Here is an 18,684-nt window from a genome sequence, read left to right as displayed (position 1 = left end):
TGGATACGAATAATAGTCGGCTTGCCTTCGATTATTCGCCTATGAACGATGGAACGGTGGTAGATATGCTTTTTCTTTGCGTTCCGCTCTGCTCAGCCGTTCACCGCTTGCCCGGTCTGCGTGCCTCCGCCCAGATAAGCGGACATCAGCCCGCTGTCCTGACGGAGCCGGGACGCATCACCCTCCAGCACGACACGCCCGGATTGCAGCACGTAAGCATGATGGGCACAGCTCAGCGCCAGGTTGACATTTTGCTCAACGAGCAGCACGGTGACGCCCCGGGCATGAATCTCGCGGATGATGCGGAACACGTTGCGCACGATCAGCGGGGCAAGCCCCAGCGAAGGCTCGTCGAGCAGCAGCAGGGTCGGCCTGGACATCAAGGCCCGGCCGAGCGCCAGCATCTGCTGCTCACCTCCGCTCAGACTCCCTGCCCGCTGCGTGCGCCGCTCCAGCAGTACGGGGAAGAGCGAGTATACATACTCGAAATCCCGCTTGACCGCCCGCCAGCCATGGCGATATGCACCGAGATGCAGATTGTCCTCGACCGTCAGATCGGCGAAAATCCGCCTTCCCTCCGGAACGTGACTGATGCCGAGCTGCGGGATACGGTGTGCGGCCAGCTTCGTCAGATCTTGACCCGCGAAGCGGATAGAACCGGAAGACGGCCGGACCAGACCCGAAATCGTCCGCAGCACGGTGGACTTGCCGGCTCCATTGGCGCCGATCAGCCCGATAATTTGCCCCTCAGCTACCTGCAGGGAAACATCATGAATGACCGGACCGGAATCATAGCCCACCGTAAGCCGCTCCAAGCTGAGCATATTCATCCTCCTCCCCACCCAAGTAAGCTTCCCGGACAGCCGGGCTTCGTCTGACTTCCTCCGGCGTGCCCTCGAACAGCGACTTGCCGTAATCCAGCACCCGGATCCGGTCGCAAAGCTCCATGACCACCTCCATGTCATGCTCGATCAGCACGAAGGTCAGCTTCTGCGTGCGCTTGATCTGCCCCAGCAGCTCGACGAGCTGCCGCCCCTCCGCCGGATTCATGCCAGCTGCCGGCTCGTCAAGCAGCAGAAGCTTCGGAAATGTCGCCAGCGCCCGAACGATCTCCAGCCTGCGCTGGTCGCCGTAGGACAGATGGACGGATAGCTCATCCGCATGCCGGGAGAGACCGAACGTCTCCAGAAGCTCGGCCGCACGCTCGCGCAGCCGCTCCTCCTGCGTCCGGAACAGCCGTCCCTGGACCAGATTGCGCCATAGCTGGCGATCGCTGGTCCCATGCATGCCGGCGAGCACATTTTCAAATACCGTCAGGTGCTTGAACAGCCGGATATTCTGAAACGTCCGTGCCACACCACGGGCAGCGAACTCCTCAGCACCCTGCCCCTCCAGCCGCTCGCCGCCAACAGCAATGTGTCCTGCCGTCGGCTTGATCGTGCCGCTAAGCAGATTGAACACTGTCGTCTTGCCGGCTCCGTTCGGACCGATCAGGCCGATGAACTCCCCGTCCTGCACCGACAGATTCAAGTCGTCGACCGCACGGATACCGCCGAACGACTTACTCAGCCCCTTGACTTCCAGCAGCGGTTGTTCGGGCATCAGGCGTCTTCCTCCTTTTCCATCGCAGCTTCCAGCCGAGCCTGCTGCCAATCTTCTCGGCAGGCCGGGACGCCTTGCGCGGGCGCAGTCTGCCGCCCTCCCCCAGCAAGCCCTCGGGCCGCAGCAGCAGCACGCAAGTCAGAATCACGCCGTACAGCAGGAACCGGTAATCCTGCAGCTCACGCAGCCATTCGGGCAGCACCGTGAACAAAGCCGCCCCGAGCAAAGGGCCGAGCAGATGATTCATGCCCCCGGTAATGACCATCGCCAGCAGCATGAATGATTCGGCGGGGCTGAACGAATTGAAATTAATGAAAGCCATGTAATGAGCGAATAAGCTTCCCGCGACCCCAGCCAGCGCCGTCGACAGCGTGAAGGCCAGCATCTTATAGCGCAGCACCCGGATGCCCAGCGTGGCCGCCACGATCTCGTCCTCACGGATCGCGACGAGCGCCCGGCCGATCGGCGACCGGTACAGCCTTTGCAGCAGCCATAGCGTCAAGATCAGCAGCGCCAGCGCGAAATAGTAAATGCTGCGGTCCGTTGCGAGCACATAGCCGGGCAAGGCCGGAAGCGGAATGCCCGGCACGCCGTTCGGACCATTCGTCAGGCTCTCCCAATTGAGCAGCAGCATCTGGATGATAATCCCGAATGCCATCGTGCCCATGGCGAAGAAATGTCCCTTTAGCTTCAGCAACGGCACCGACACGGCCAAGCCGATGAGCCCAGTCAGCAGAGCAGCCGACGCTAGGGCCGCCAAGAACGGCACGCCGGCCTTCACGGAGAGCAGCGCCGAAGTATAAGCACCAATGCCGAAGAAGGCAGAATGACCGGCGGAGATGATGCGAAGCCTCCCGACCAGGATACCCAGACTCGTCGCCAGCAGACCGAAGATCAAGGTCATCACCCCGATTCGCTGGTAATACGGATCGGCAAACACCAGTGGAAAAGCCAGCGATACCAGCAGCAGCGACACGACAACCGGAGCTCTCACAGCTTCTCCTCCACCCGCTTGCCGAGCAGCCCATTCGGACGCAGCAGCAGCACCAGGATCAGCACCGTCATCGCCACCATATCCTGATAGGCGACATTCAGGAAGCTGGCTGTCAGCACCTCCAGTACACCGAGCGCGATCCCTCCGGCTACAGCGCCCGACAGGCTGCCGAGCCCGCCCATCAGCGTGGCGGCGAACGCCTTCAGCCCGACGGAAAAGCCGAGCGAGGGGAAGATCGCTCCGTACAGAGCCCCGACCAGCACGCTGGCCGCCCCGGCGAAGGCCGAGCCGATGATAAAGGTCAGCACGATCATCCTCTCCGTAGGGATGCCCATGAGCTGAGCCGTCTGCGGGTCGGAGGCGGTCGCCCGCACCGCCCGGCCGGTACGGGTCCGCAAGATCCAATAATTGAACAGCAGCATCAGAGCGAGCGTAATGAACAAGATCCAGAGCCGCTGGCCGGATATGCGGAGCCCCGCTATAACCAGATCGGCAGGCTTCCAGTCGATCGCAAACATATGCTGCTCGGGTCCCCAGATCAGAATCGCCGCATTTTGCAGGATCAGGGATACCCCGATACCGCTGATCAGCGGCACAATTTCATGCGACCTGCGGTAGGGACGGAAGGCGAGCCGCTCCGTGAGCCAGCCGAGCAGCGCCGAAGCGGCGATGCCCACACCAAGCAGCACGGGAAACGGCAGATTCGCATAAAAACCGAGTAGTGTCACGATCAGATAGCCCGTAAACATAAATACATCTCCATGCGCGATATGCATCAGCTTCAGTACGCCGAAAATCAGCGTAAATCCGAGAGCGATGAGCGCATACACCCCGCCGAGCGTCAGCCCGTTAATCAACTGCTCCAGCAGCATAAGCCTTACCTCTTATCCGATTATTTGGTCAGCGCGAACTTGCCGTTTTTGACCACCAGGTTCGTATAGGTCTTGTTCGTATCGCTGCGGTTCTCATCGAACGTGGCCACGCCGGTGACGATCGGGAAGTCCTTGATGGCCGACAGCGAATCACGGATGCCTGCGCGGGTTGCTCCGCCCTTGCGGATCGCCTCCAGGATCAGGTTCGTCGAGTCGTAGGCCAGCGCTTCGAAGAAGCCGGGCTCAACGTTGTACTTCTGCTTATAATCGCTGACGAATTTCTTGCCGATCGGGCTGTCCGTCTCCGGGAAGAACAGTGCGTCCAGATACACACCCTCGACCGCTTCCTTATCCTTCAAAAACTCCTCGGTGTAGAACGTTGCCGTTCCGAAAAATTGCGTGTCGATGCCGAGCTGCTTCGCTTGCTTCAGAATCAGCACGCCCTCGCTGACGAGGCTGGCCAGCACGATAGCATCAGGCTTCGCCGCCTTGACCTTGGTCAGCGCCGCCGTGAAGTCAATGCCCTGACCTGGCGGATACGACTCGTAGGCGACGACTTTGCCGCCGAAGCCTTCGATGTGCTTCTTCAAGAATTCGGCCTCGGACTTGCCCCAATCCGAGTTGATATACAGGATCGCGACCGACTTCTTCCCCTGCTTATTGACGATAAAGTCGGAGTTATACTTGGTCTCGATCTCGGTCGTCGCGCAGCTGCGGAAGATCCAGGTGTTCTCCTTCTTCGTAATGTCCGGATGCGAGCCGGTCGGCGTGATCATCGGAATCTGGCTGCGGTTGTAGATCGGGATAGCCGCCAGTGTTGCGGAGCTGCTCCAGTGTCCGACGACCGCGAGGGTGGCTGAATCCGAAGCCAGCTTTTGCGCCGTATTGGCCGCTTCCTTGGGGTCGTTCTTGTCATCGCCGTAGACGAGCTTAACCTGGCGTCCCTGATAGCCTCCAGCCGCATTGAACTGGGCAGCCGCGAGCTCCGCACCGTTCTTGAACGCCTTGCCGTAGGACGCCCCATCCCCGGTCATCGGACCCGCCACGGCGAGCGTGATGTCCTCGGGCGGTTTGGCGGGCGCTGCTGCCGGCGCCGTCTCCTTGGGGGCGGCAGCAGGAGTGTTAGTTCCCGATGAAGCACCACAACCTACTATTCCCATGAAAATAGTCGTAATTAGACCGAAAGAAATCCATCTTTTCCCGGCATTCCGGTAATAGCCCTTAACCTGACTCATGCGTACGACCTCCATCAACGTGTATGTATAAGTTCTTCTTCTCTAGCTTCAAGCAACCGGCAGCTTCCAGACAGCCCCCAGATAAGATTGCTCCTGCGACAGCTTGCCGTGCTCAGAACCATGCTCCCCTTCACCTGTCCCGGCACCTTCTGAGACATGATCACCGGCAGCCTTAGGTTTCAAGCCAATCAGGAAAGGCCTCGGACCTCGCAAGCTTAGCGTATCCTGTACACGGCCGGGTCCTGTGGGAGACAGAAATACCAGATTGCCCCCTGGCAGCTTAAGCGTGCGGCCCCAGGCTTGCAGCTCCTGATCCTCGAAGGTTTCTCCAGCTGGAAGTCCAAACCATCGTCCCCATTCGGAAGCTGTCCGCTCCGCATCCTCTACGGCAAGGCCGATATAATCCAGTTCCAGATCGCCGCGCGGGTGCGATTGCAGAGAACCTTCACGCTCCAGCTCCAGCCTGCGATCGTCGTCATGCTGCTCCCACTGGATGAAGAACGGCAGAGGAAGCTCCCCGTAAGACGGCTCTAACAGCGTCATCGACCAGCGGACGACCGTACCGTCCGGCCTCTCCCGGCTTCCCTGATAAGGTCCCAGTACACCCAGTCCCTGCTCCCGCAGCCTCGCAGTCGTCGCCTCCAGATCCGACGTACGGATCGCCAAGGTCCCCGGTCCCTCCCCAATATCCAGGTCAGACAAAATCTGCCGCATCACGGGAATATGAGAAGCCCGTTCCGTTACCGAGCGGTCATATACGCCCAGAAGCTCCACATAGCTAAGGCCAAAGTACACGAGCGCATTGGACGTGCCCAGTGACTCGTGCCTGCCGCCTACAGCGGCGTGAAAGCCGCTACGCTGCAATTCCTCCGCAGCCGCAGCCGGGTCCTGTACAAAATGAATCAGATGATCAAACGCTAACCCCACTCCATCCACTCCTCGAATCATGTCCCGTTTAACGTCAAAGAGGCCTCTCCCGTCCGTTGCGTCACACCTGTGGCGGCGCGGACATGGGTAGAGACCTCTAGCGACCTAGTCGGTTTTCATTATTTTTCATAATTGTAACATTATTACATTGATTGTCAATATCTTACTACTATATTTTTTTCAGAAAAGATATCGTCGCCTCCAAGGCCGCCTCCAGATGAGACGTCGTTCCCTGAAATGGATGAACCGCGCCAAATGTATGCGTGCCTCCAGCGATCGTCACGATCGCTGCGGCATGGCGGGGGCTTGCTTCACGCAGCACCTCAAACCCGGCCTTCAGCCGTGGAGAATCCTGGTCCCCCTGCACTTGCAGCACAGGAACTTGGATCTCGTCGAGTCTGCTTGCTATGTTGTAGCGTTCGCCCTGCTCGCGCAGATCCTCATAGAAAACCGCGCGGATCGGCATCTCCTGCTTGGTCCGCGCATTCGGCACATAGGCCACCCCATCTCGGGCAATCTGCGATTTGAACTCATCATCGAATAAATCCGGATTCGCATTCCCGTTCCACGTGGTCACGGAGCTAACTTCCCCCGGTCGCCCTGCAGCCGCCAAAATACTGTTGCCTCCGCCCCGGCTGTGGCCGAGCAGATGAATCCGGTTCGTGTCGGCATGCTCAGACCCAGGGAGCCGGCCTTCCTTCAAGGAATCGAGCAGAAGGGCCAGGTCTGCCTGTTCACGCGAATATGTATTGACCGCGAATTTGTCCAGCTCGTCAAAGTCCGTTTCGTTCACTCCGTTGCAGGAAAAGTTGAACGTTACCGTATAATAGCCGGCTGCCGCGAAACGCTCGGCCGCATAGGGAAAAAAACCCCAGTCCTTGAAGCCCTTGAAGCCGTGGCTGATGATCAGAACCGGCAACTGCTGCCCGTCCCGAACCTCTTCAGTAGCCTCCGAATTCCCCTGCCCAGGAGAACGAACATCTCCCCTGAGATAAAGCCGTTCCCCATTCTCCAGAGTACCTGCTTCCAATACGAAGGCTTCCCGGATAACCGGTGCTGCTGCTGATTGAGACATCTATGCCTACACATCCTTTCTTGGATTTATCCCCAATTATAAACTATAGCATTTTTGTCGGAATATTTTTATTGTAACATATTGACCTATTTTGATAAAGTGTTACAATTGAAAAAAAAGGAAACCGCTCCGCGCCTCCTTTTTTTATCCCTCCCCCATTCGAAAGGAGCTCCATCTATGAAAAATCCGGATTTTGAATTGTTTGCTCAACTGTTCCCTGACACCGCCAATCATTTCCGCGCGCTTCACCGCTCCGTGATCGCTGAATCCGTCCTGGACCCCAAGACTCAGCAGTTAATCTATATTTCCAATCTGGCCGCTCTCGGCTATGCGCCGGCTGTCAAATCCCATATCCCTCTCGCGCTGCGAGCAGGGGCCACCAAGGAAGAGATTCTCGCTTCCCTGCTGACCAGCGTACCGGCCGGCGGCCTAGTGCCTATCCTTCCGGTGCTGCGGGAAGTGGCCGAGTCCATCGACGAATTTCTAACTGCCCAAGCTGCAGGTTAATCCATTCGGGAATGTTCGCCCGATCAAACCCGCTTCGTCTGCTCGATGCTAACCAGGCATCGGGCTTTTTGGCATCAGCTGTAAGGCTCCGTCCGGACTATCTCGCTCTGAAATATCCTGTACCATGCACAAAAAAACCTCAAGCACCACGCTTCACTGAAGCCTGAACACCTGAGGTTTATTGGGGTTTAACCTAATTCCGATTTGATTAATAAGTTTAATATAGTATCATAGCATTGGAAAAAAAGCAAGAAAAAATTATTGACTTCAATACCAAGATATAGTAATCTCGTAAATGAAGAAACCAAAACCCAAATGAAAAGAGGAGAAACAACAATGGAAAAAATGTGCATGAACATGATGATGACGATGTGCATGAAGGACATGATGACGCGCATGGAGTGTATGAAGATGATGATGGACAACATGTCTTCCATGAACATGATGGACGGTATGGATATGGACATGATGATGAAGAACATGCAGCAATGCGATGAGATGATGACCATGATGATGAACATGATGGCTGAAGCTAAACAATCCGCAATGTAATTCAACTATACTTACTTGGATCTTACTTACAATCGGCGGTTCTCCGAATCCCTACAATTCGTGAACGCCTTGTCTGCAGAACAGTCTTCTGTATGCTCCCCAGCATAGTTCAACCCTGAATGACGGCACATTAGACAGCTAACTGCCTTCATTTTTTTATTTTCCCCGCACGCCTTTCTTTCCTTCTTCGTTATCCCTGTTCACGCCCGCGTCACTATGCGCAAGTTTCTATATATCCGTTTCTTCTATTATATATGTGATCCCACACGGACCTTGTTAAGCCGTATAAGATACGATTTTGCGGCTTACTTCGAGACGCTGTTTTTTTAAATCCATGACCGTCTCTTGCATCTTCGCCTTTTCATACAGACTGCGGCTTTGTTCAAGCTTGGCGAATAATTCGAGCAGCCTGCTGTTCAATACTGCAAATTCGCGCCATAGCTCACGTTGGATCGCCTGCTGAATATTGCTTGCCATTGCATGCTGTTCATATCGGAGTGTATGCATAATCTGTGCTTGCCATTCGGTATCTCCCAAGGATCCCGCGAAATTATATAAATCCAGGTAATCGTCAAACCAGGATTTTCTGATGTTTTGTTGAATGTCGACCATGACCGAACCTTCTTTCGTTCAACGTTCTGTTTTCGTAAGCTCACAAAATCTGTATACCTAGTATTATACTCGGATTAATTAGTTTTGCAACTATTTTTTTGAATATCCTGGATAAAGATTTGTGTAAGCATGACAATTTTCCTTAAATCGATTACAATGGGTAAGAGTTGAGCTGAGTTGAGCATAGAAAGGTGAGATGAGAGCATGGCACAAATCAAAATTTATGGGTTACATGAAAAACTGAGTCCGATCAAGTCGCAGCTGTCAGAGGTCATTCATTCTTGCATCGTGGATGCCTTCCAATTCCCTGCCGACAAGAGGTTCCACCGCTTTATCTCTTTACAGAAAGAAGATTTTATATTCGGCGGTGACCGCTCCGATGCGTATACCATCATTGAAGTCAGCATGTTTGAAGGAAGATCTGTCGAAGCCAAGAAACAGTTGATTAGGCTGCTGTTCCAGCGCATCGAAGAGCTTGTAGGGATTTCACCGAATGACCTCGAAATCACCCTGTTTGAAACACCTAAGCATAACTGGGGAATCCGCGGCTTACCGGCCGACGAGCTTCAATTAAACTACAAAGTGAATGTGTAACTGACGATAGAACAAGCGAGCAGCCGATGAGGTTGCTTTTTTATTTCCCGTCCATAGAAGCCAAACTCACGGACATGGTCGGAGTAGCTGACCTTTTGCAGATGTCAGCAGATTTTTTTGTCAGGCATGCATATCTGCACTTGACTACAGGCTGTATTAGGATTAAAATCCAATCAATTGATTCGATAATTATACAAATGTAACAACATAAAAGGAGAGATCGATATGGCTTGGAAAGAAATTACGACTTTGGACGAATGGAATGCATTGCTGGAGAAGTCGGCAGAGCGTGGACAAGTCATTCTGAAGCATAGCACAACCTGCCCGGTTAGCGCCAATGCACTTCAGGAATTTGAGCAGTATTTGCAACAAAAGCCAAATCCGGATCTGGACTATACTCTTGTGAAGGTCATCGAGTCGCGCCCGGTTTCCAATCAAATCGCCGAGGATTTAAGCGTAAAGCACGAATCCCCACAAATTATTTACTTTAAGGACAAGGCCAAGTATTGGAGTGCTACACATTGGTCAGTGACCAATGCGCATATAACAGCCGTTCTCGACTAATATCGGAGTATGTGAATGCCAACTGGCCTCTATACCGAATTTCTGATCATCAAAAAACCGCGGGTCTCTTGCCCGCGGTTTCTTGTCTTGCTCAGAGCATAGGATGTATTGCCCTTTAACGAAAAGCATGCAGCCTGTGATTCAGCTCTTTAGTGCTCTCGTATACATCCCGGTAAAGTCCGAAAAGCTCCCTGTACGTGGCTGTCCGCTCCGCGTCCGGCGAGAACGTGCGGGCCCGGCGGACAAAGATAGCTGCGCAATCGCTCAGGCTCTCGAACCATCCAGAACCGACGGCGGCCAGCATTGCCGCTCCCAGCGCAGGTCCCTGCTCGTTCTCTAGGCTGACGACGGCTGCGCCGAAAATATCCGCCTGCATCTGCAGCCATAGCCCGCTCTTGGCTCCTCCACCGATCGAGACAATCGTGTCGACAGCTACACCCGCCTCCCGCAGACGCTCCACCGATTCGTTCAGAGAAAAAGTGATCCCCTCCAATACCGCCCGGGTCAGATGCTCGCGCCGATGCGCGCCATCCAATCCGATGAAGCTCCCCCGGATCGCCGAATCCGCATGGGGAGTCCGCTCGCCGACGAGATAAGGCGTGAACAGCAGCCCTCCCGCACCGGCAGGCACCTCGCCTGCAGCTGAAAGCAAGGACTCGAAGCTTTCGTCCGGAGCTACGGTTTTCTTCAGCCAATCCAGGCTATAGCCAGCCGCCAGCGTGACGCCCATCGCGTAATAGCTATCCGGCTGCGCGTGATTGAAGAAATGCAGCTTGCCGCCAAAGTCACGGTTCTCCTCCTCATAGGAGAGCAATACGCCTGAGGTTCCAATGCTGCACAAAGCTGCACCCGGCGCCACGATCCCGGCTCCCACGGCTCCGCAGGCATTATCGGCCCCTCCTGCGAATACGCGGGTGGTCTCCGTTAGTCCGCAGCGTCTGCCGAAGTCCCCCTGCACCGTTCCTGTCTGCTCCAGCGAGCCGACCAGGGACGGACACAGCTTACGGTCGAGACCGAAGGCGTCGCAGATCTCTTCGCTCCAGCTTCCACCAGTGACATTCAGCAATAGCGTCCCTGCCGCATCACTTAGCTCCATATGCAGGCTGCCGGTGATCCGGTAGCGGAGATAATCCTTCGGCAGCAGGAAGACCGCCGCCCGGTCCAGCAGCTCTGGCTCATGCTCCTGTACCCACAGCAGCTTGGGCAGTGTGAACCCTTCGAGCGCAGCATTCTTGGTCACATCCAGCAGACGGTCCCCCAGCACCGCCTCGATCCTTCGGCATTGCGCTGTCGTACGGGTATCGTTCCACAGAATGGCCGGGCGCAGCACGTCCCCGTTGGCATCGAGCAGCACGAGTCCATGCATTTGCCCGGAGAAGCTGATGCCCTCCACCTCATCCGGGTTCACGCCGGACTGCTCCAGCAGCGCACGCAGCGCCTCAATCGTCTGCTCGACCCACTGCTCCGGGTCCTGCTCGCTATAGCCTGCCTGCGGCTGCAGCAGCGGATAGGAGCGGGAAGCTTCCCCGCACAGCTCACCCTGTTTGTTCACAAGAAGAGCCTTCACCGATCCCGTCCCCAGATCAATGCCAATCACATAACTCATGATGCCTGGCCTCCCCTGGTTGTTTATACCGAAAAGATGTAATCATTCAGCTGAGACTTGATACGCTCCAGCTGGCTGGACTTGTTACGGATGACGCCATCTTGAGCCAGTGCATACTGCTCCAGCTTGCGGAAGTCGGTTGTTCCTGAGACGATCTCCAGGCCGATACCGCTTTCGAACGTGCTGTAGCGGTCCTTCACGAGCTGCTCGAAGAACCCGTCTTGGGTCAGCTTCGCTGCTGCCTTCAAGCCCCGCGCGAACGTATCGATCCCTGCGATATGGGCGTGGAACAAATCCTCCGGCTCGAACGACGAGCGTCTCACCTTGGCATCGAAGTTGACTCCGCCAGATCCAAGGCCTCCGTTCTGCAAAATCTCATACATCGCGAGCGTTACGGCATACAGGTCAGTCGGGAATTCGTCCGTATCCCAGCCCAGCAGCAGATCTCCCTGGTTGGCATCGATGGAACCGAGCATCCCATTGGTCCTCGCGACACGCAGCTCATGCTCGAATGTATGGCCAGCCAGCGTCGCATGGTTCGCTTCGAGATTCAGCTTGAAGTGCTTCTCCAGCCCGTATTTCTGCAGGAAAGCGATCGAGGTCGCCGCATCGAAGTCATACTGATGCTTGGTCGGCTCCTTCGGCTTCGGCTCGATCAGAAATTGTCCTGTAAAGCCAATCTCGCGGGCATAATCCACCGCCATGTGGTAGAAGCGAGCCAGGTTATCCAGCTCCAGCCCGAGATTCGTATTCAGCAGCGACTCATAGCCTTCGCGGCCGCCCCAGAATACGTAGTTTTCGGCGCCGAGCTCCACAGCGGTTTCCAGACCCTTTTTCACCTGAGCGGCCGCATACGCGTACACCTCGGCATTAGATGTTGTCGCCGCTCCGTGCACAAAACGCGGATTTGAGAACATATTGGCCGTATTCCACAGCAGCTTGACGCCGCTCGATTGCATCCGATCCTTCATTAGGCCGATGATCACATCGAGATTCTCATTGGTCTCCTTGAGCGTATCGCCTTCCGGCGCGATGTCCCGATCGTGGAAGCAGAAGTACGGCACTCCGAGCTTCTCCAGAAATTCAAAAGCCGCCTCGACGCGCACCTTCGCCAGATCCAGCCCGCTGTACGAGCTCCACGGACGAATGGCCGTGTCTGTCCCGAACGGATCGCTGCCTCCGGCCGTCAGCGTATGCCAGTAAGCAACTGCAAGACGCAGATGCTCCTCCTGGGTTTTGCCGAGCACCACCTCGGATTTGTTATAGTGCTTATACGCAAACGGATTTTTCGACTCTCTTCCTTCATAGGCAATAGCTGGCACGGATTGAAAATAACTCATGCAGATTCCTCCCGACACGTATATTCCATTTTAATAATGGGTATGATGGCACCATTGATGGTACCGCTTACTTGTATGGTAACACGGGTTACTTTGTTTGTCTAGTAAACAAAGAAAGTTGTGCTGTTCTTTCTCCTCAAACATGTTATGATGAAGGTAAAGCTACATGAAGAAGACGTAAGCGAACAAGGAGCCCGCATGAAAATAACCGGTGATCATCAACTGATTAAGAAAATTAATAAGTACCTCGTCCTCGATACGATCCGGCGGCAATTTCCAATCTCCCGCGCGGATATTTCGGCCCGGACCGGACTGAATAAGGCTACCGTCTCAGCGCTGGTGAACGAGCTGATCGAGAGCAGCTTCGCCTCGGAGACAGGGCTTGGGGAGTCGAGCGGCGGACGCAAGCCCGTGATGCTGTTGTTCAATGAGCGTGCCGGCTTCGCCATCGGCGTCGATCTGGGCGTCAATTATATGCTAGCCATGATTACGGACCTGAGCGGAGCCGTCGTGAAGAAGAAACGAATCGATATCGCCGAGCTGGAGGCTGGGGCGCTCACGGACAAGCTGAAGAAGACGATCCGTGGGTTGATGCCCCATGTACCTGCGTCTCCCTACGGCGTTATCGGCATCGGCATCGGTGTGCCCGGTCTCGTCGATGACCAGGGCAGCGTACTGTCCGCACCGAATCTCGGTTGGACGGACGTGCCGCTGCAGTCGATCCTGGCTGAGGAATTTGGCGTGGATGTCGTCATTGACAACGAAGCGAATGCTGGGGCGCTCGGTGAGAAGGAATTCGGAGCTGGACGGGATGTGTCCAATCTGCTTTATATCAGTGTGGGAATGGGGATCGGCGCCGGGATTATTCTGAACGATACGTTGTACCGGGGCTTTTCCGGCTTCTCCGGCGAGGTTGGGCATATGGCGCTCGCACAGGACGGTCCGCTATGCGGCTGCGGAAACCGCGGCTGCTGGGAAACCTTTGCCTCGGAGAAGGCGCTGCTGGTCAATGCCCGCGCCGCCTACGACGATGCGGCAGATGCAGATGCAGCGGCACCCAATCTGGATACGCTGCTGAGCCTCGCCCGTCAGGGTGATCCGGAGGCCAGGCGTCTGTTCGCCGATACAGGCCGCTGGCTCGGCACCGGTATCGCCAATCTCGTGAATGTATTCAATCCCGAGCTGATTGTTATCGGCAATCGGATGTCTCTGGCCTCCGCGTGGATTGGAGAAGCGGTCTACGAGACGCTGGATTCGCGCAGCCTGGCCTTCCACCGCAGCCGAGCTTCGGTCGCCTACTCGCAGCTCGGCCATTCATCGGCCGCACTGGGCGCCGCCTCCATGGCGATCCAGCGCTTTTTCTCCACGATGAAAGCGACCTGGGAGTAATACGGTTTGCATGAACGATGAACGAACAGGATGGCCCCTCCCGGAACGCAATGCGTTTCGGAAGAGTGCCATCCTGCTTGTCTTTGCCAAGGCTGTTGCGCTACTGCAGTTACGAGGCCTCGGCCGACAGCTACAGCTTCGTTGTGGCCGACAGCGGCTCCGGCACGGTGCATTCGCTCTGCAGCTCGACGTGCCGCCCCTCGGCGGAAGCGTCGTGGAAACCATGCATCGCATCCAGCACATGGTAAGCCAGTGCGCCGCTCGCCCGGTGCGGTCTGCCTTCGAGGATAGCGGCGGCCATATCAGCCACGCCGATTCCCCGGCTGTTCTCCGCATAGCCGTGAGTGAGCGGCACCTCCGTCCACTCGTTGGAAGCGAACGGACGCAGGTAGACCTTGCCACCGAAATTATTCGGGTCTGGCACGCGCAACGAGCCTGCGCTACCGTAAATTTCAAGATTCGGCAAGTTCGTGCCGCCCATAATATCGAAGCTGGTGACAAGCGTTGCAATCGCGCCGCCTGCAAAATCCAGCACACCGGCCACATGGGTCGGCGTCTTCACGTCGATCACCGTGCCTGCCTTCGGCTGGCTGCTCACCGTACGCTGAGGGAAGGAAATGCGTGCCGAACCAGTCACCCGGCGGATCGGCCCCAGCAGCGCAACAAGCGCCGTCAAGTAATACGGCCCCATGTCGAACATAGGCCCGCCGCCCAGCTCATAGTAAAACTGCGGGTCAGGATGCCAGTGCTCGACACCTCTGGACATCATAAAGCCCGTCGCAGCGACCGGCACCCCGATCGCACCTTCATCGATCAGCTGCCGGCAGGTTTGAATGCCTCCCCCGAGGAAGGTATCCGGTGCGCAGCCAACGCGCAGCCCCTTGCTCTCTGCAAGCTCCAGGATGCGGCGCCCGTCCTCCCGGGTGACGGCGAGCGGCTTCTCCACGTACACATGCTTGCCCGCTTCCAGCACCTGCAGGCAGACGGTTGCGTGCACAGCCGGGATGGTCAGATTGATGACAATCTCGATGTCCGGGTCAGCCAGCAGCCCGTCTACGGTCAGCGCCCGGATGCCGTGCTCCAGAGCTTTGGCTTCCGCCCGGGGAAGATCGATATCCGCGCAGGCTGTCACCTCATAGCTCTCATAGAGACTGCCGTTCTTCAGATAAATACCGCTGATGTTGCCGCAGCCGATAATACCGACTTTAATTTTCCTCTTGCTCATGTTCAGACTCTCCTCCCGATCATTAAATGATGCTATCGCTCATACCCGTATACGCGCCCTTGAAAGCAGCTTCTTGGTCCTGCCCTTCGGCGAGCTTCTTGCCCTCTGCCGCCCACAGCAAGCCCCGGCGCATGATTTCCTTGACCTGCGGAATCTCCAGCACATCGGCATGATGGCCGAGCGAGCAATAATACACGCGTCCGACACCCCAGCGCTTGGTCCAAACGACCGGCATGTCGACCGGCTTATTCAGGCTGTGAGGGCCCGGTGCCAGCGGAAATCGGGTTGTCGCCAGCACATCCACCGCCGGATCGACGTGCAAGTAATACTGCTCGCTGGATATCCGGAAGTTGCCGATACCCTGAAGCAGCGAATCCGCGTCCTCCCTAACCTCCACCTCGTAATCCAATCCGTCATTGCCCGGATGAGCCACCCAGTTCCCGCCTGTCATAAACTGCCAATCCGTGTCCGTGCGGAAAGCATCGCACATCCCCCCATGACAGCCGGCTAGACCAACGCCCGCCTGCACAGCCTCGGACACGTGACGCACCTGTTCACGCGAGATTTCCCCCATCGTCCAGACCGGCACGATCAGATCAAGTGAACGCAGCTTCTCCGCATCTGCGAATGCCTCCAGGGTATTCGCTATTTCTACCTCGAAGCCCTCTTCCTTCAGCAAGCCGCCCAGCAGCCCCGCTACAAGCTCAGGCTCGTGGCCGTCCCAGCCGCCCCATACGATCAGCGCTTTCTTCATCTCAGCTTCCTCCCGTTCCTATGAGATACCTGCCCTTATAAAACCGTATTCCGGGCACCTGCGCCGACACAGATGCCTACTCATTCCTGCTTTCACCGGATCTCCGGCTACACCTATTTCACCTGCTATAACTCTTCCACTCGCACCCAACGGCGCTCCTCAATCGATCGTTCTACCGCTTCAAGCACCTGCTGGCATTTGACCCCATCGGTAAAATTCGGCACGGGCTGCCGGTCTTCCTCCAGCGCATTCATCAGCTCCACCATCTCGTGAATGAAGGTGTGCTCATAGCCGATCGTATGTCCGGGCGGCCACCACGCCTCACTGTAGGCATGAGCCGGGTCGGTCGCCAGCACCCGCCGGAAGCCCTGGACATCGTCCGCATCATCCGTGAAATACACCTGCAGTTCGTTCATTCGCTCGAAATCGAATTTCACACTGCCCTTGCTGCCGTTGATCTCGAAAGCATTCGTGCAGCGGTGCCCGGGAGCGAAGCGTGTGGCCTCGAAGCTGCCCAGCGCGCCTGAAGCAAATCTTGTCAGGAATAACGTCGCGTCGTCGACGGTGACTTCTCCGCGCGGTGCATCCTTGCTGCCTTTGGCGCTCAGGCCTTCCATCGATTCGGGCAGCGGCCGCTCCTTGACGAACGTCTCACTCATCCCGATGACCTCGGACATGTCACCGACCAGGAAGTGAGCCAGGTCGATCAGATGTGCACCGAGATCCCCGTGCGAGCCGGATCCGGCAACCTCCTTCTGCAAGCGCCAGACCAGCGGGAAATCAGGGTCCACGATCCAATCCTGCAGAAACCAGGCCCGGAAATGGTAAATACGTCCGAGTCTGCCGTCCTCCACCAGCTTCTTGGCCAGCTGGACCGCCGGAGCGAAGCGGTAATTGAAGCCGATCATATGCTTAACGCCCGCTTCCTCCGCAGCCTGCAGCATCTCCCGGCTATCCGCCAATGTAAGCGCTAGCGGCTTCTCGCAGAACAAATGCTTGCCCGCCTTGGCGGCAGCCAGCGCAATCTCTTTATGCGCATCGCTCGGGGCGTTGATGTCGATAAGGTCGATATCGTCCCGCTCCAGCAGCTGCCTCCAATCCGTCATGTAGCTCTCCCAGCCAAACTGCCTGGCCGCACGTGCCACGCTCTCCTCGTTCCGTCCGCAAATCGCGGCCATGCGGGGCTGAACCGCCTGTGGAAAAAACATCGGCAAATCGCGGTACGCATGACTATGCGCCTTGCCCATAAACTTGTAGCCGACCATCCCTACGGATATGCGTTTGTCATTCATAGGACCCTTCCTCCCGTGAAATATTCGCTAATCAAGTCTACTGATTTCATTAGAAAAAGATATAATGTACGCGCGTTCATTTTCTCATCGAAGGCATGAATTGTCAATTCTTTTTTTGCCTTCGTTTGAACCTCAAGGAGGAAACAAATATTACTCCCTGCAGGAACATGTCTCTCCCGATACTCTCTTTACGCAGAAACAGCCGGACACAAGTCCGGCTGTTTCTTGTTCTATTTATGTACCGATGCTCCGGTACTCTTACTCCAGAGACAGCCATATATACAGCTTTCCCGTCTTAGCCTTCAGAGGGCGGACTATTTGCCGTCCAAGGTTCATTTCGTTACAAAGAACCGAACCGCCCCAACGAGAACGGCGACAGATCGAATCGCGACCGGCCTTCTGTCAGCAGATCGGCAGCAATCTCACCTACTGCACTGGCGAATTTAAAGCCATGTCCGGAGAAGCCTCCGGCTATGACAATGTTGCGGTTCTGCGGATGCAGATCGATGATGAAGTCCTCGTCGGGAGTGAACTCATACTTGCATACCGCCCCCCGCAGCAGCCTTCCGGCCGCCTGCGGGAATAAGGCTTCCAGGCCCGCACGCAGCTCCGCCTCGTCCTCGGGATAATGCCCGAACGGCTCGAAGGGCTGTCCCGGCGCCCAATCCTGACCTCGGTCATGACGCCCAATCTTAACGCCTGAGCCGTCCACGCTCGGGAAGCCGTAAAAGCCCGCCCCCGACGTATCCGTAATGGTAAAGCCCGGGAAATGCGCGACATCGTACAGCGCCTCCGGCGCTTCGAACCAGCCGACCGCCTTGCGTACAGGACGGATAGGCAGCGGAGGCAAGCCCTCCAGCCCGCCGAACCAGGCGCCTAGGCTAACGACGGCCTTCTTCGCCGAAAATGTTCCGGAGCTGGTCTGCACGCTCACGCTGCCATCCGTACCCGCCTGAATGCCGGTAACTGCCGTATTCGGCAGCAGCTCCGCCCCCAAGGCCAACGCCTGCTGCCGGTAGGCGCGGACGCACGCTTCGCTAAACAGATAGCCTGCGTTGCGCTCGTACACCCCCGCATAACCGGCAGGCAGTGCAATGCCCGGCCATCGGACCGAGATATCTGCAGCCGATACCAGCTCGACATCGAGTCCGAATTGCTGGGCGCGTTTCTTTTTCTCCCCGATCATGGACAGCTCTTCCGACCCCAGATTGAGCACGCCGGAGCGGACAAGCAGCGTCTCGCCGCTCGCCTCCTCAAGCTCTGTCCAGAGCTGATCGGAGCGGAGAGCCATTTCCGTATAGGTAAGACTGCCTGGGTAGGCATGACGGATCAGCCTTGTATCTCCATTGTGGCTGCCGCTCGTATGTGGGGGATCGAACCGGTCGATCAGCAGCACATGGAGGTTTCTTTGAGCTAAGTAATAACCAGCGCTCATGCCCATAGAGCCGGCGCCAGCTATGATAACGTCGTAGGTGGTGCGCATCGGATTTCCCCGCTTTCCTTCGCATACAAGTTTTATGCTATACTGGCAACATACAATTTCT

19 protein-coding genes are annotated in these 18,684 nt (G+C 56.5%); 5 read left to right on the top strand and 14 right to left on the bottom strand.

What is annotated here, in order from left to right; genetic code table 11:
- Positions 1-92: 92 nt before the first annotated feature.
- From WMW72_RS15300 to WMW72_RS15270, 7 genes are all read right to left on the bottom strand, one after another.
- Positions 93-824 carry an ABC transporter ATP-binding protein gene (locus WMW72_RS15300; protein ID WP_341416371.1) on the bottom strand — a complete coding sequence of 244 codons (732 nt, stop codon included), beginning with the start codon at positions 822-824 and terminating at the stop codon, positions 93-95.
- Positions 790-1,602, bottom strand: a complete 813-nt coding sequence (locus WMW72_RS15295) for an ABC transporter ATP-binding protein (protein ID WP_341416370.1) — start codon at positions 1,600-1,602, stop codon at positions 790-792. The genes WMW72_RS15300 and WMW72_RS15295 overlap by 35 nt, the downstream gene beginning before the upstream one ends.
- On the bottom strand, positions 1,562-2,596 hold the full coding sequence (locus WMW72_RS15290) for a branched-chain amino acid ABC transporter permease (RefSeq protein ID WP_341416369.1): 1,035 nt from the start codon (positions 2,594-2,596) through the stop codon (positions 1,562-1,564). Before WMW72_RS15290 ends, WMW72_RS15295 begins: the two co-directional genes overlap by 41 nt.
- Positions 2,593-3,468 (bottom strand): branched-chain amino acid ABC transporter permease, encoded by an 876-nt coding sequence (locus WMW72_RS15285; RefSeq protein WP_341416368.1) that lies wholly within the window; start codon positions 3,466-3,468, stop codon positions 2,593-2,595. The genes WMW72_RS15290 and WMW72_RS15285 overlap by 4 nt, the downstream gene beginning before the upstream one ends.
- A 20-nt stretch (positions 3,469-3,488) precedes the next feature.
- Positions 3,489-4,703: an ABC transporter substrate-binding protein gene (locus WMW72_RS15280; protein ID WP_341416367.1), complete on the bottom strand. Its 1,215-nt coding sequence runs from the start codon at positions 4,701-4,703 to the stop codon at positions 3,489-3,491.
- Positions 4,704-4,751: 48 nt separating this feature from the next.
- Positions 4,752-5,630, bottom strand: coding sequence for a VOC family protein (locus WMW72_RS15275; protein ID WP_341416366.1), 879 nt, complete (start codon positions 5,628-5,630; stop codon positions 4,752-4,754).
- A gap of 169 nt (positions 5,631-5,799) precedes the next feature.
- Positions 5,800-6,705, bottom strand: a complete 906-nt coding sequence (locus tag WMW72_RS15270) for an alpha/beta hydrolase family protein (RefSeq protein ID WP_341416365.1) — start codon at positions 6,703-6,705, stop codon at positions 5,800-5,802.
- Positions 6,706-6,882: 177 nt separating this feature from the next.
- Here WMW72_RS15270 and WMW72_RS15265 point away from each other — a divergent pair, with 177 nt between their 5' ends.
- Complete coding sequence (locus tag WMW72_RS15265) at positions 6,883-7,212, top strand: carboxymuconolactone decarboxylase family protein (protein ID WP_341416364.1); 330 nt, start codon at positions 6,883-6,885, stop codon at positions 7,210-7,212.
- A 336-nt stretch (positions 7,213-7,548) separates the two neighbouring features.
- Positions 7,549-7,764, top strand: coding sequence for a hypothetical protein (locus WMW72_RS15260; RefSeq protein WP_341416363.1), 216 nt, complete (start codon positions 7,549-7,551; stop codon positions 7,762-7,764).
- A 276-nt stretch (positions 7,765-8,040) separates the two neighbouring features.
- Here the strand turns inward: WMW72_RS15260 and WMW72_RS15255 are convergent, their stop codons facing one another.
- The gene (locus WMW72_RS15255; protein WP_341416362.1) at positions 8,041-8,376 is read right to left on the bottom strand and encodes a hypothetical protein; all 336 of its coding nucleotides are present in this window, start codon (positions 8,374-8,376) and stop codon (positions 8,041-8,043) included.
- 204 nt (positions 8,377-8,580) lie between these two features.
- On the opposite strand from WMW72_RS15255, the gene WMW72_RS15250 reads away from it, so the two are divergent.
- Together WMW72_RS15250 and ytxJ are read left to right on the top strand one after the other, a co-directional pair.
- Positions 8,581-8,970: a tautomerase family protein gene (locus WMW72_RS15250; RefSeq protein WP_341416361.1), complete on the top strand. Its 390-nt coding sequence runs from the start codon at positions 8,581-8,583 to the stop codon at positions 8,968-8,970.
- A gap of 225 nt (positions 8,971-9,195) precedes the next feature.
- Positions 9,196-9,534, top strand: a complete 339-nt coding sequence (ytxJ, locus tag WMW72_RS15245) for a bacillithiol system redox-active protein YtxJ (RefSeq protein ID WP_341416360.1) — start codon at positions 9,196-9,198, stop codon at positions 9,532-9,534.
- Between the two features lie 115 nt (positions 9,535-9,649).
- On the opposite strand, the gene xylB is transcribed toward ytxJ, so the two are convergent.
- Both xylB and xylA read right to left on the bottom strand, forming a co-directional pair.
- Entirely contained in the window at positions 9,650-11,140 is a 1,491-nt protein-coding gene (gene xylB / locus WMW72_RS15240) for a xylulokinase (protein WP_341416359.1), read from the bottom strand.
- A gap of 23 nt (positions 11,141-11,163) precedes the next feature.
- Positions 11,164-12,480 (bottom strand): xylose isomerase, encoded by a 1,317-nt coding sequence (gene xylA / locus WMW72_RS15235; RefSeq protein ID WP_341416358.1) that lies wholly within the window; start codon positions 12,478-12,480, stop codon positions 11,164-11,166.
- Positions 12,481-12,627: 147 nt separating this feature from the next.
- Here xylA and WMW72_RS15230 point away from each other — a divergent pair, with 147 nt between their 5' ends.
- Positions 12,628-13,869: an ROK family transcriptional regulator gene (locus WMW72_RS15230; RefSeq protein WP_341416357.1), complete on the top strand. Its 1,242-nt coding sequence runs from the start codon at positions 12,628-12,630 to the stop codon at positions 13,867-13,869.
- A 130-nt stretch (positions 13,870-13,999) separates the two neighbouring features.
- On the opposite strand, the gene WMW72_RS15225 is transcribed toward WMW72_RS15230, so the two are convergent.
- From WMW72_RS15225 to solA, 4 genes are all read right to left on the bottom strand, one after another.
- Positions 14,000-15,094 carry a Gfo/Idh/MocA family protein gene (locus WMW72_RS15225; RefSeq protein ID WP_341416356.1) on the bottom strand — a complete coding sequence of 365 codons (1,095 nt, stop codon included), beginning with the start codon at positions 15,092-15,094 and terminating at the stop codon, positions 14,000-14,002.
- Positions 15,095-15,116: 22 nt separating this feature from the next.
- On the bottom strand, positions 15,117-15,848 hold the full coding sequence (locus WMW72_RS15220) for a ThuA domain-containing protein (protein ID WP_341416355.1): 732 nt from the start codon (positions 15,846-15,848) through the stop codon (positions 15,117-15,119).
- A gap of 125 nt (positions 15,849-15,973) precedes the next feature.
- On the bottom strand, positions 15,974-17,140 hold the full coding sequence (locus WMW72_RS15215; RefSeq protein WP_341416354.1) for a Gfo/Idh/MocA family protein: 1,167 nt from the start codon (positions 17,138-17,140) through the stop codon (positions 15,974-15,976).
- A gap of 340 nt (positions 17,141-17,480) precedes the next feature.
- Positions 17,481-18,623 (bottom strand): N-methyl-L-tryptophan oxidase, encoded by a 1,143-nt coding sequence (gene solA, locus WMW72_RS15210; RefSeq protein WP_341416353.1) that lies wholly within the window; start codon positions 18,621-18,623, stop codon positions 17,481-17,483.
- Positions 18,624-18,684 lie beyond the last annotated feature (61 nt).

The sequence above is a fragment of the Paenibacillus filicis genome (assembly GCF_038070315.1).
GTDB classification, from domain to species: Bacteria; Bacillota; Bacilli; order Paenibacillales; family NBRC-103111; genus Paenibacillus_G; species Paenibacillus_G filicis.
This window is presented reverse-complemented; position numbering and strand designations above follow the sequence as displayed.